Source organism: Leucobacter rhizosphaerae, assembly GCF_022919175.1.
In the GTDB taxonomy this organism is placed as follows: Bacteria; Actinomycetota; Actinomycetes; order Actinomycetales; family Microbacteriaceae; genus Leucobacter; species Leucobacter rhizosphaerae.
On sequence record NZ_CP095043.1, the window covers coordinates 635,664 to 648,643 of the forward strand.

A 12,980-nucleotide genomic window follows, 5' to 3' on the forward strand; every position below is an offset into this window, starting at 1 on the left:
CCACGGCTCCCGCTAGACTCGGTGCTCGGGCCTGTCGCCCGACCACACGGACCGACCTCCGAGCTTCGAGGAGCACACATGACCGCAGAAGAAACCCTGATCCTGGTGAAGCCCGACGGCGTCGCGCGCAACCTGACCGGCGAGATCCTCCGCCGCGTCGAGGCGAAGGGCTACCGGATCGTCGATCTGAAGCTCGTGAACGCGGACCGCACCCTGCTGGCCGAGCACTACGCCGAGCACGAGGGCAAGCCGTTCTACGAGCCCCTGCTCGAGTTCATGGGATCCGGGCCGATCGTCGCCGTGCGCGCCTCGGGGAATCGCGTGATCGAGGGCTTCCGCGCCCTCGCCGGAGCCACGGATCCGACGACCGCGGCGCCGGGCACCATCCGCGGTGACCTGGGCCGCGACTGGGGCCTCGCCGTTCAGCAGAACCTGGTCCACGGCTCCGACTCGACCCTGTCGGCGGAGCGCGAGCTCGGCCTCTGGTTCGCCTGATCCGCCATGACCGCTGACGCCCTGTCCGCCGCCGAGGCGCGTCGCCTCGCGCTGGCGGCGCAGGGCTTCAGCGGCTCGAACCGCCGCCGGATCCGCCGCCCGTTCGATCCAGCACTCGAGCGGTTGCACGTGCTGCAGATCGACTCGGTCAACGTGTTCGCCCGGAGCCACTACCTGCCCGTGTTCTCGCGCCACGGCGCCTACGATCCGGACGCGCTCGATCGGCAGCTCTTCCAGAGCGGCGAGTTCACCGAGTACTGGGCGCACGAGGCCGCCTTCATTCCGGTGATGGATCGCCCGCTCTTCGGCTGGCGGATGGGGGAGTACCGCGAGCGGCACGCGCGCGACGACCGCGCGACGGCGCTGCGACCCACGATCGAGCGGGTCCGCGCGGCGCTCGCAGACGGCGGACCGCAGTTCGTCCGCGAGTTGGAGGAGACCCCTCGCGCGACGCGCGGCCCGTGGTGGGACTGGAGCGACACGAAGCGTGCGGTCGAGATCATGTTCGCCGAGGGCGAGGTCGTGTCGAGCGGTCGCGAGGGGTTCCAGCGACGCTACGCCCTCGCCGAGCGGGTGCTGCCGCCCGCGGCGCTTCGCGAGGTCCCGAAGGAGGAGGCCCAGCGGAGTCTCGTGGAGCGGGCAGCCCGGTCGCTCGGCGTCGCCACCCTCGCCGATCTCGCGGATTATCATCGGATCTCCCAATCCGACGCGCGTCGAGCCGTCACGTCGCTCGTGGAGGAGGGAACGCTGCGCCCCGTGACCGTCGCCGGGTGGCGCCGGAAGAACGGGGATCCCGAGCGGGCGTGGATCCACCGCGACGCTCGGCTCCCGGCGCGGATGCCGGTCGACGCCCTGCTCACCCCGTTCGACCCCGTGGTGTGGTTCCGGCCCCGCGCCGAGCGGATGTTCGACTTCCACTACCGGATCGAGATCTACACCCCGCAGGAGCAGCGCCGCTTCGGGTACTACTGCCTGCCCCTGATGGTCGGCGGAGCGCTGGCGGGTCGCATCGATCTGAAGGCGGACCGTCGCAACCGAGAGCTACTCGTGCAGGCGGCGTGGCAGGAGGACCGGGCGCCGGAGCGGACCGCCGCGACTGCACAGGAACTGCTCGCGCGCGCGGCCGCGTGGCAGGGGCTCGACTCCGTGCGCGTGAGCGGCGTGGGCAACCTCCCGCTGCCGGCCGCCTTCGACGCCGCGGGGTGAGGCCTGGATCGGAGCGCCCGACCCAGACGAATGTCGGAGGCCCGGAGTAGTCTCGGAGACATGGAAACCACGCGCAGCGTCCGCCCCTTCGAGGTGATCAGCGAGTACGAGCCGAGCGGCGATCAGCCGCAGGCGATCGAGCAGCTCGCGCACCGCATCAACGCCGGTGAGACCGACATCGTGCTGATGGGCGCGACGGGCACCGGCAAGTCCGCGACCACGGCCTGGCTCATCGAGGCGGTGCAGCGTCCGACGCTGATTCTCGCGCACAACAAGACGCTCGCCGCGCAGCTCGCGACCGAGTTCCGCGAGCTCATGCCGAACAACTCGGTCGAGTACTTCGTCTCCTACTACGACTACTACCAGCCGGAGGCGTACGTCCCGCAGACCGACACCTTCATCGAGAAGGACTCGTCGGTGAACGCGGAGGTCGAGCGCCTCCGCCACTCCACCACCAACGCCCTGCTCAGCCGGCGCGACACCATCGTCATCTCGACCGTGTCGTGCATCTACGGCCTCGGCAAGCCCGAGGAGTACTACGAGGCGATGGTTCCCTTGCAGGTGGGCGATGTGCTGGATCGCGATGTGCTGCTGCGGCGCTTCGTCGACATGCAGTACCAGCGCAACGACATCGAGTTCGTGCGCGGCAACTTCCGCGTGCGCGGCGACACGGTCGAGATCATCCCCATGTACGAGGAGCTCGCGATTCGCATCGAGTTCTTCGGCGACGAGATCGAGGCGCTCTACTACCTGCACCCGATCACCGGCGACGTCATCAAGCAGGTCGAGACCGTGTCGATCTTCCCCGGCTCCCACTACGTCGCGAGCCGCACCGTCATGAACCGGGCGATGGGCACGATCTCTACGGAGCTCGACCAGCGGATCCGCGAACTGAAGCAGCTGAACAAACTGGTCGAGGAGCAGCGCCTCCGCATGCGCACGACCTTCGACCTGGAGATGATGGAGCAGATCGGGTTCTGCTCGGGCATCGAGAACTACTCGAGGCACATCGACGGCCGGCAGCCGGGGGAGGCCCCGCACTGCCTGCTCGATTACTTCCCCGACGACTTCCTCGTCGTGATCGACGAGTCCCACGTCACCGTGCCGCAGATCGGGGCGATGTTCGAGGGGGACTCGTCGCGCAAGCGCACCCTGGTCGATCACGGCTTCCGCCTGCCGAGCGCCCTCGACAACCGTCCGCTGAAGTTCAGCGAGTTCAAAGAGCGCGTCGGGCAGACCGTCTACCTCTCGGCCACACCGGGCAAGTACGAGCTGGAGCTGGCCGATGGCGTCGTCCAGCAGATCATCCGTCCGACCGGGCTCGTCGACCCCGAGATCGTCGTGAAGCCGAGCGAGGGGCAGATCGACGACCTGCTCGAGGAGGTCCGCATTCGGGCCGAGCGCGACGAGCGGGTGCTGGTCACCACCCTGACGAAGAAGATGGCGGAGCAGCTCACGACCTTCATGGAGGAGGCTGGGGTGCGCGTGCGCTACCTGCACTCCGACGTCGACACCCTCCGCCGAGTCGAGCTGCTCACCGAGCTTCGCGCGGGGGTGTACGACGTGCTCGTCGGCATCAACCTGCTCCGTGAGGGCCTGGACCTGCCGGAGGTCTCGCTCGTGGCGATCCTCGACGCCGACAAGGAGGGGTTCCTGCGGTCGAGTACCTCATTGATCCAGACCATCGGGCGTGCCGCGCGGAACGTCTCCGGTCAGGTGCACATGTACGCCGACAAGATCACCCGCTCCATGCGCGAGGCGATCGACGAGACGAATCGACGGCGCGCGATCCAGATCGAGTACAACACGACGCACGGCATCGACCCGCAACCGCTCCGCAAGAAGATCGGCGACATCACCGAGATGCTGTCGCGCGAAGCGGCCGATACCGAAGACATGCTCACCTCCCGCACCGGCGCGCACGCGCAGCGCGGGTCCACGCAGCGGGCGAAGGGCAAGACCGCGGCTCGCGCCGGCGCGATCGCGGGGGAGGGCGCGGGAAAGCTCGAGGAGCTCATCACCGACCTCAACGATCAGATGCTCGCCGCGGCGGAGGAGCTGAAATTCGAGCTCGCGGCGCGCCTGCGCGACGAGGTGGCGGAGCTCAAGCGCGAGCTGCGGAGCATGGACGCCGCGGGCCACCTGTAGGCTCGCAGGTCGAGGCTCAGCGCGGCTCGGCAGGCCGCTTCAGGTCTTCGCGGGCCGGCCGCACCGAGGTCGACATGCCCGCAGCGCTCAGTCGGCCGCGACTGCCAGCGGAGCGTAGAGGTCGATCGCGTTGCCGTCGGGATCCAGCACGGTCGCATAGCGCTGGCCCCAGGGCGCATCCCAGGGGTCGACGCGGCTGGGGTGGCCCGCCGCCACGAGTCGCGCGTGCGTCGCATCGACCTCCGCGGCGTCGGCGGCCTGGAACCCGAAGGCGACGCGGTGGTCTCCGGTCGGGAACGCATACTCCGGGTCGAAGCTGTGAATGGTCTCGATCGGATCCCACCCGATGCGCACACCGCTGGGCAGTTCCACTTCCACGTGCGGTTCCGACTCCAGCCCCTCAGCCAGGTCCAGGCCGAGCGTGCGGTAGAAGGCGAGCGACGCGGCGAGGTCGCGGGTCACGATGCCGATGAAGTCGAAGGTGAGGCTCATAGCACCAGCGTACGCCCGTCGACGCGGGTGTCGCACGGTGCAACCGGGCACTGCTGGGATCGGCGTGGCGTGTCGAGAGATCCACCTGTCCATGCAAATCGCCCACACCAAACCGCGCTAGATGCAGAGATCTGCACAACGACAGAACGAAGCGGCACGATCTCTCTGCAGGAATGCAGATCTCTGTCTGAAGCGAAACGCTCGCCGCACCACGAGCTCAATCCCACTGTCCACGCCCCGCTCGGCCGGGCCGTGCCACGACCGCAGCCGAGCGGCTACGACAGCAGGGTGTAGCCATAGCGCTCGGCGATGGCGTCGATGACCCCCATCAGCTCGGCGCGGTCCAACCGGATCAGCGCGCTCGGGTGCGCCGGGAGTGCGTCCGCAGCCGGCGCCCAGAGCGCCACCACCCGCGCGGACGGGTTGAGCGACGAGGCGGAGACGACTCCGTCCAGCGCGGGATAGGTCGCGGCGATGGCGCGAGCCCAGGCCCGCGAAGTCGCACGGTCGCCCGAGGAGATCGCCGCATTGCCGCCGGCCGCGGTGACCCAGTCGCTGTCCGAGAGGTCCAGCAGTCGCAGCGGACGGACGATGGCGAAGTCCACGAACGTCGGACTGCCGGCCTCGAGCCGGATCATGCGCTGCGCCTGGAAGACCTCCAGGATCGCCGTGGCGAACGGACTCGCCGTCACGTCGGAGGGGGATGCCGAGCCGCCGGTCGCGGGCGACTCCAGGACCCCGTACATCACTCCGACGCCCGACGTCTCGCCCGTCGGCGGCGGGTGCGGATCGAACCGGCCATCGAGCGGGCCGTAGCTCCGGAAGTCGTGCCAGCGCGACGCGTGCGGCCCGCCCGCCCGGAAGATACGCCCGACGTGGGTCCCTGCGGGGAGCACACGCACCCACGACGGGTCGCGGGCCAGATCCGGGAAACGCCCGAGGTCGGGTCGAACGAGGAATTCGCTCACGGCAGGCGGTTGAGGGCGTCGTCGACGGCGGCTGCAGCGATCGCCGGATCCCCGCCCCGACCCAACCACTCGAACGGGCTGACCTCCTCGCCCTCGACGAGGAGCTGCGGTGCCGGAGAGGTGAGCACCCGCTCGACCAAGATCATGGGCGTGCTGCGCTGAACGGACTGCGCCACCGTCGCCCAACCGCGCACCTCCCGATCCTCGGGGAACTGGAACCGCGGCAGATGCCATCCGTCGCTTCGGCGCTGAGCCACGAGGGTGCCTGCCGCGCAGCGCTGGCGCACCCGCGCCGGCGTCACCCCGAGCAGCGCCGCGGTCTCGGCGACGGAAAAGCTGTGCGCGGCGATCTCCTGCTCCCAGAGCCGGCCGCGCGCCGTGGCGGGCAGCGCGGTCGGGGCCTGAAGATCGGACTCCGACACTCCGAAACGCGCGAGTGCGTCGACCTCTGGGGTCGTGAGGCCGCGCACGCCGGCCTGTTGATGCGCGACCACGGCCTCGAGCATCTCTTCGACGACCGTCAGGTGCGCCCCCTCGATCCGACCCGCCAGCGCGCGGATCCGGTCACGGGCCCCACGGTCTTTCGCCGCGCCGGCACTGCGGCGAGCCCGGTCGGGGAGTTGCGCGATCGACATGGCGGGTCCTTTCGTCTACTTACGACAATACTATCCGCAACACCGCAAACCCGGAAGAGCATCCACTCGCACATATGTTCGAATTCTCAGCGGCAACGCCCTAGAATGGGACGGTGACTTCGAAGCACCTCGCACCCATCCGCTCGTCCGCCGCGCACGCCCAGATCAGCGTGCAGGGGGCGCGGGTCCACAATCTCCAGAACGTCGATCTCTCGATCCCACGAGACTCCATCGTGGTCTTCACCGGACTTTCGGGCAGCGGCAAGTCGAGCCTCGCCTTCGACACGATCTTCGCCGAGGGGCAGCGACGCTACGTCGAGAGCCTGAGCGCCTACGCACGCCAGTTCCTCGGACAGGTCGATCGACCCGACGTGGACTTCATCGAGGGGCTCAGCCCTGCCGTCTCCATCGACCAGAAGTCGACGAACCGCAACCCGCGCTCCACGGTCGGTACGATCACGGAGATCTACGACTACATGCGTCTCCTGTGGGCGCGCATCGGCGTGCCGCACTGCGCCGTGTGCGGCGAGCGGATCGCGTCGCAGACCGTGCAGCAGATCGCGGATCAGCTCATGCTGCTGCCCGAGCGCACCCGCTACCAGGTGCTCGCGCCCGTGGTGAGCAAGAAGAAGGGCGAGTTCGTCGATCTCTTCCAGGATCTCGCCGCGAACGGCTACTCGCGGGCCGTGGTCGACGGCGAGGTGATCCAGCTCTCCGAGCCGCCGACGCTGAAGAAGCAGGTGAAGCACGACATCTCGGTCGTCATCGACCGCCTGGTGGCGGGGCCGGACGGACTCGGGCGCCTGACCGACTCCCTCGAGACGGCACTGAAGCTCGCCGGCGGGATCGTCTGCATCGACTTCGTCGATCGCGACCCGAAGGCCGACGATCGGACGCAGCTCTTCTCCGAGCAGCTGTCGTGCCCGAACCAGCACCCCGTGCAGCTCACGGAGATCGAACCGCGCACCTTCTCGTTCAACGCACCGTTCGGCGCCTGCAGCACCTGCTCGGGCCTCGGCACCAGCATGTCCGTGGATGAGGACCTCGTGCTGGGCGATCCCGAGCTCTCCATCACCGAGGGCGTCATCGTGCCCTGGACCAGCCAGGGCAAGAGCCTGTACCAGTATTACGAGAAGCTCCTCCGCGGCCTGTCCCAGGACCTGGACTTCAAGCTCACCACGCCGTGGGAGCAGCTCGGCGAGGACGTCCGCGAGGCCGTCCTCTACGGCAACAACTTCAAGGTCAACGTGCGGTGGAAGAACCGCTTCGGCCGCGAGGTGAAGTACTCCTCGGGCTTCGAGGGCGTCATCCCGTTCATCGAGCGCCAGTACGCCGAGGCGGAGTCCGACGCGAAGCGCGACCGGTGGTCGGAGTTCCTCCGCGAGGTGCCGTGCCACGCGTGCCACGGTCAGCGGCTCAAGCCCGAGGTCCTGGCCGTCACCGTCAACGGAGAGTCCATCGCCGCGGTCGGTGAGTTCAGTCTGCTCAACGCCAAGCGCTACTTCGACGAGGTCGAGCTCACCGCCCGCGAGGCGAAGATCGCCGCGCAGGTGCTCCGTGAGATCCGGCTCCGCTTCGACTTCCTCATCGAGGTCGGTCTGGGGTACCTCACGCTGGCTCGCGCCGCCGGGACGCTCTCCGGCGGGGAGGCCCAACGGATCCGGCTCGCCACGCAGATCGGCTCCGGGCTGACCGGCGTGCTGTACGTGCTCGACGAACCGAGCATCGGGCTGCATCAGCGGGACAACCGTCGACTCATCGAGACCCTCGTCAAGCTGCGGGATCTCGGCAACACGCTCATCGTCGTCGAGCACGACGAGGAGACCATCGAGGCCGCTGACTGGATCGTGGACATCGGCCCCGGAGCGGGCGTCGAGGGCGGCACCGTGGTGCACTCGGGGGAGTACGCCGAGCTGCTGCAGAACACCGACTCGATGACGGGGGACTACCTTGCCGGGCGGCGCGCCATCGAGACGCCGAAGAAGCGCCGTAAGCGCGACCGCAAGCGCGAGCTGAAGGTCATGGGCGCCCGCTCCAACAACCTGCAGAACGTCGACGTCGCCTTCCCGCTCGGCGTGATGACGGCGGTCACGGGCGTCAGCGGCTCCGGCAAGTCGACCCTCGTGAACGACATCCTCTACCGAGTGCTCGCGAACCAGCTCAACGGCGCGCGCCTGGTGCCGGGCAAGCACACCCGCGTGACGGGTCTCGACCACCTCGACAAGGTGGTGCACGTGGACCAGGCGCCCATCGGCCGCACCCCTCGCTCGAACCCGGCCACCTACACCGGGGTCTTCGACAAGATCCGCAACCTGTTCGCCGAGACGCCGGAGGCGAAGACCCGCGGCTACCTGCCCGGCCGCTTCAGCTTCAACGTCAAGGGCGGCCGCTGCGAGGCCTGCTCGGGCGACGGCACCCTGAAGATCGAGATGAACTTCCTTCCCGACGTGTACGTCGCGTGCGAGGCCTGCGGCGGCAAGCGGTACAACCGCGAGACCCTGCAGGTGCGCTACAAGGGCAAGAACATCTCCGAGGTGCTCGAGATGCCGATCGCCGAGGCGGAGGAGTTCTTCGAGCCGATCAGCTCGATCCACCGCTACATGAAGACCCTGGTCGACGTGGGCCTCGGCTACGTGCGGCTCGGGCAGAGCGCCACCACCCTGTCCGGCGGCGAGGCGCAGCGCGTGAAGCTCGCCACCGAGCTGCAGAAGCGCTCCAACGGTCGCAGTATCTACGTGCTCGATGAGCCCACGACCGGACTGCACTTCGAAGACGTGCGCAAGCTGCTGCTCGTGCTCAACGGACTCGTCGACAAGGGCAACACGGTCATCACCATCGAGCACAACCTCGATGTCATCCGCAGCGCGGACTGGGTGATCGACCTCGGACCCGAGGGCGGCTCCGGCGGTGGCACGATCCTGGCCGAGGGCACGCCCGAGCAGATCGCCGGCGTCGAGGCGAGCCACACCGGGCGCTTCCTCGCGGAGGTGCTCGAGGGCTGGGCGGCCAAGTCCGAGCGGGCAGTGCGGAAGCATTCCGGGGGCACGACGTCGCACGCGGCGAAGCGCGGGGCGGGGAAGGCACCCGCGGCGAAGGTCCGGGTGTGATCCAGGGGGTCGACAACCGGGGCGCCTTCCGTCCGGCGCAGGGCGAGATCCCGACCAGCCCCGGGGTCTACCGCTTCAGCGACCGGCACGGGCGGGTGCTCTACATCGGCAAGGCGAAGAACCTGCGCGCCCGCCTCGCGAACTACTTCCAGCCGCTGCAGTCCCTCATGCCGCGCACGCAGCGCATGCTCGCGCTCGCGGCGCAGGTCGACTGGACCGTGGTGGCGACCGACACCGAGTCGCTGATCCTCGAGCACACCTGGATCACCGAGTTCAAGCCCCCCTTCAACGTCCAGTTCAAGGACGACAAGACCTACCCCTATCTCGCCGTCACGCTTCGGGAGGAGTCGCCTCGGCTCATCATCACCCGCAACGAACGGATTCGCGGGGCGCGCTACTTCGGCCCCTACCCGAAGGTCTGGGCCCTGCGGGAGACGACCGCGCTGCTGCAGCAGGCGTTCCCGATCCGCACCTGCAACGACGCCGACTACCGGCGCGCGATGTCGACGGGGCGCCCGTGCCTCGCGGGGCAGATCGGCCGATGCCACGGGCCGTGCTCGCAGCTCATCACGATCGAGGCCCACCGGGAGCGGGCGAACGCGCTGGTCGCGTTCCTCGCGGGCGGCGACACCAGCCACCTGCGCGAGCTGCAACGGGGCATGCGCGAGGCGGCCGCGGCGCAGGAGTACGAGCTCGCCGCGCGCCTGCGCGATCAGGCGCAGGCGGTGGAGCACGTGCTCGAGAAGAACGCCGTGGTGCTCGGCCTCGACGTCAATCTCGATGTCTTCGGCATGCGGGCCGACGAACTCGCGGCCTCGGCGCACCAGTTCATCATCCGCGGTGGCCGGATCCGGGGCGAGCGCAGCTGGATCGTCGACGTCGAGATCGATGACTCCCTGAGCACGCTCCTCGAGCAGGTCGTGCAGACCGCGTACGAGGGCGACCGCGAGCCCCCGGCGGAGATCCTGGTGCCCCAGTTGCCGGACGACGTCACCGACCTCGAGGCCGCGCTCAGCGCGAAACGGCCGCGTCAGGGCCGCGTGCGCATGCGCGTACCCGAGCGCGGGGAGAAGGTCCAGCTCATGGAGCGGGCCGTGCTCAACGCGGGGGAGAACCTGATCCGGCACAAGCTGAAGCGCGCCGCGGATCTCACGGCCCGCACCGACGCGCTCGCCGAGCTGCAGCGGGCACTGGGCATGGACGAGGCCCCGCTCCGGATCGAGTGCATCGACGTCTCGCATCTGCAGGGGACCGGGGTGGTGGCCTCGCTCGTCGTGTTCGAGGACGGGCTCCCGGCGAAGGGGGCGTATCGGAAATACCGCATCGAGGAAACGCGCGACGACACCGACTCGATCCACCAGGTCGTTGCGCGGCGCGCGGCGCAGTTGAACCGCGCCCGCGAGTCGGGTGAGCCGGCCTCGGGTGTCTACCGGGATCGCCCGCAACTCCTCATCGTCGACGGCGGCGAGCCGCAGGTGAAGGCGGCGGCACGCGCGCTACGCGAAGCCGGGATCACCGACATCGCGCTGTGCGGGGTCGCGAAGCGCCTCGAGGAGCTCTGGCTGCCCGATGACCCGTTCCCCGTGATCCTGCCGCGCACGAGCGACGCTCTTTTCTTGGTGCAGCGGGTGCGCGACGAGGCGCACCGCTTCGCCATCACCTTCCAGCGTCAGCGCCGGAGCACTTCCATCGCGAGCCAGCTCTCCGAGGTGCCCGGCCTCGGCCCGAAGCGCGTGCAGGTGCTGCTCAAGCACTTCGGCTCGGTGACCCGGCTGCGCGCCGCGACGGTCGCCGAGCTGAGCGCCGCCCCCGGCGTCGGCGAGAAACTGGCCGAGCAGATCCTCGCTCACCTGAACTCCACTGCCGCGCCCGCTAAGCTTGAGGCATCATCGGAACCCGATCAGGATGGAGGACTGTCGAATGAATGAGGCGGTGTCCAATCAGGAGATCCTGATCGTCACGGGCATGTCCGGCGCCGGTCGCAGCACCGTCGCGAACACCCTCGAAGACCTGGGCTGGTACGTCGTCGACAACCTGCCCCTCACCATGCTCAAGACGCTCGCGGACATGGCCGACAAGTCCGGGGGAGCGCTGCCCCGGATCGTCGCGGTCGTCGACGTCCGCGGTCGCGACCTCTACTCCGATATCGAATCGACCGTGAGCGATCTCCGTGAGAACGCCACGGTTCGGGTCGTCTTTCTCGACGCGACCGACGAGATCCTGGTGCGGCGGTACGAGTCGGTGCGCCGACCGCACCCGCTGCAGGCCGAAGCCGGCAGTCTGCTCGAGGGCATCCGTCTCGAACGCGAGCGCCTCCAGGAGCTGCGCGCGTCGAGCGACGTGGTCATCGACACCTCGCGCTACAACGTGCACGACCTCTCGACCGCCACCCGCGAGCTCTTCTCGGACGACAACACGCCCGGCCTGCAGCTCTCCGTCGTGAGTTTCGGCTTCAAATACGGGGCTCCGACGGATGTCGATCTCATGGTCGATATGCGGTTTCTCCCGAACCCGTTCTGGGAGACCGACCTGCGCGCGCTCACCGGGGTCGATCCGGAAGTGAAAGAATATGTACTCGGCCGCGAAGGCGCAGCTGAGTTCCTGGACCACTACGTGGCCGCGTTGACTCCGGTGTTCGCCGGATTCCAGCGCGAAAACAAGCGCCACGCCTCGCTCGCCGTCGGATGCACCGGCGGCAAGCATCGTTCGGTCGCGACCGCGAGAGAACTCGCCGATCGCCTCGCCGGACTTCCGGGAGTCAGTGTGACGCTCCGGCATCGCGACCTCGGTCGCGAATAGTCGGCGTTTCGCCGACCCGTCACCGTTGTTCAAGCTTCCTGAAAGGACTATTTCGTGCCGTCTACCGTTGAGGTGAAGAGTGAGCTCGTACGATTCCCGGTGCAGCGCACCGGCGAGCGCATCGCCGAAGTGGCCACGATCCTGCGTCTCGCGGGCGGACTGCACACGATTTCGGGCCGGATCGCCCTCGAGGCCGAGCTGCACACGCCGCAGATCGTGCAGCGCGTGCGCAAGGACCTCGCGGAACTCTACGGCGTTCGCTCGGAGGCGAAGCAGCTGCCCCCGACCGCGACTCGTCCCGGTGCTCCGCAGTTCCTCGTCCGGGTGCTCGACGGCGAGACGCTCGCCCGTCAGCTCGGCCTGCTCGATCAGCGCCGCCGGCAGATCCGCGGGCTCCCGAACCGACTGACCACGGGCGCGCAGCCCGAGCTCGCCGCGATCTGGCGCGGTGCGTTCCTGGCGCGCGGTGGGATCACGGCGCCGGGTCGCTCCGCGGGCCTCGAGATCATCTGCCCGAGCAACGAGGTCGCCATGGCCCTCGTGGGTGCCGCGGGCCGGATCGGCATCGAGTCCAAGAGCCGCGAGATCCGGGGGCAGAACAAGGTGCTCATCCGCGACGGCGAGGCGATCGGCGAGATGCTCGGTGCGATGGGTGCCGTCGAGTCCCGCGCGAGCTGGGACGAGCTCCGCAAGGCCCGTGAGACCCGCGCGACCGCGAACCGCCTCGTCAACTTCGACGACGCGAACCTCCGGCGCTCGGCCGAGGCATCGGTCGCCGCGTGCGCCCGAGTGGAGCGCGCGCTCGAGATCCTGGGTGACGAGATTCCCGATCACCTCCGGTACGCGGGCGAGCTGCGGTTGCGTCACCGCGAAGCGAGTCTCGACGACCTCGGTGCGCGCGCCGATCCCGTGCTCACCAAGGACGCCGTCGCCGGTCGGATCCGCCGGTTGCTCGCCATGGCCGACAAGGAGGCCGAGACCCGCGGGATCCCGGGCACCGAGTCGAGCCTGCCCGACGACCTCTCGCGGCTGTAGCCCGTCGGCCGCCCGGAGAGCCCCTCGGTCGTCCGTTCGCCAGGGGCGCAAGCGCGTTCGGCACGCGCCGACCGCGCGGGCATAGACTGAAATAA

10 protein-coding genes are annotated in these 12,980 nt (G+C 68.9%); 7 read left to right on the forward strand and 3 right to left on the reverse strand.

What is annotated here, in order from left to right; genetic code table 11:
• Nucleotides 1-78: 78 nt before the first annotated feature.
• From ndk to uvrB, 3 genes are read left to right on the forward strand one after another with little or no spacing between them, the layout of a single operon-like run.
• Nucleotides 79-495 carry a nucleoside-diphosphate kinase gene (gene ndk, locus MUN76_RS02905; protein ID WP_244686979.1) on the forward strand — a complete coding sequence of 139 codons (417 nt, stop codon included), beginning with the start codon at nt 79-81 and terminating at the stop codon, nt 493-495.
• A 6-nt stretch (nt 496-501) separates the two neighbouring features.
• The gene (locus tag MUN76_RS02910) at nt 502-1,701 is read left to right on the forward strand and encodes a winged helix-turn-helix domain-containing protein (RefSeq protein WP_244686980.1); all 1,200 of its coding nucleotides are present in this window, start codon (nt 502-504) and stop codon (nt 1,699-1,701) included.
• A 60-nt stretch (nt 1,702-1,761) separates the two neighbouring features.
• Nucleotides 1,762-3,849: an excinuclease ABC subunit UvrB gene (gene uvrB / locus MUN76_RS02915; RefSeq protein ID WP_244686982.1), complete on the forward strand. Its 2,088-nt coding sequence runs from the start codon at nt 1,762-1,764 to the stop codon at nt 3,847-3,849.
• 87 nt (nt 3,850-3,936) lie between these two features.
• On the opposite strand, the gene MUN76_RS02920 is transcribed toward uvrB, so the two are convergent.
• From MUN76_RS02920 to MUN76_RS02930, 3 genes are all read right to left on the reverse strand, one after another.
• Nucleotides 3,937-4,341, reverse strand: coding sequence for a VOC family protein (locus tag MUN76_RS02920; protein WP_244686984.1), 405 nt, complete (start codon nt 4,339-4,341; stop codon nt 3,937-3,939).
• A gap of 275 nt (nt 4,342-4,616) precedes the next feature.
• On the reverse strand, nt 4,617-5,309 hold the full coding sequence (locus tag MUN76_RS02925) for an RES family NAD+ phosphorylase (protein WP_244686986.1): 693 nt from the start codon (nt 5,307-5,309) through the stop codon (nt 4,617-4,619).
• A complete protein-coding gene (locus MUN76_RS02930) occupies nt 5,306-5,944 on the reverse strand; it encodes a hypothetical protein (protein WP_244686987.1) in 639 nt (212 codons plus the stop codon). The genes MUN76_RS02925 and MUN76_RS02930 overlap by 4 nt, the downstream gene beginning before the upstream one ends.
• A gap of 113 nt (nt 5,945-6,057) precedes the next feature.
• Between MUN76_RS02930 and uvrA the strand changes: the two genes are divergently transcribed.
• From uvrA to whiA, 4 genes are read left to right on the forward strand one after another with little or no spacing between them, the layout of a single operon-like run.
• The gene (gene uvrA / locus MUN76_RS02935; protein ID WP_244686989.1) at nt 6,058-9,051 is read left to right on the forward strand and encodes an excinuclease ABC subunit UvrA; all 2,994 of its coding nucleotides are present in this window, start codon (nt 6,058-6,060) and stop codon (nt 9,049-9,051) included.
• Nucleotides 9,048-10,979 carry an excinuclease ABC subunit UvrC gene (uvrC, locus tag MUN76_RS02940; RefSeq protein WP_244686991.1) on the forward strand — a complete coding sequence of 644 codons (1,932 nt, stop codon included), beginning with the start codon at nt 9,048-9,050 and terminating at the stop codon, nt 10,977-10,979. Before uvrA ends, uvrC begins: the two co-directional genes overlap by 4 nt.
• A complete protein-coding gene (rapZ, locus tag MUN76_RS02945) occupies nt 10,972-11,850 on the forward strand; it encodes an RNase adapter RapZ (protein ID WP_244686993.1) in 879 nt (292 codons plus the stop codon). Before uvrC ends, rapZ begins: the two co-directional genes overlap by 8 nt.
• 54 nt (nt 11,851-11,904) lie before the next feature.
• A complete protein-coding gene (whiA, locus tag MUN76_RS02950) occupies nt 11,905-12,885 on the forward strand; it encodes a DNA-binding protein WhiA (RefSeq protein ID WP_244686995.1) in 981 nt (326 codons plus the stop codon).
• The last annotated feature ends 95 nt before the right edge of the window (nt 12,886-12,980 follow it).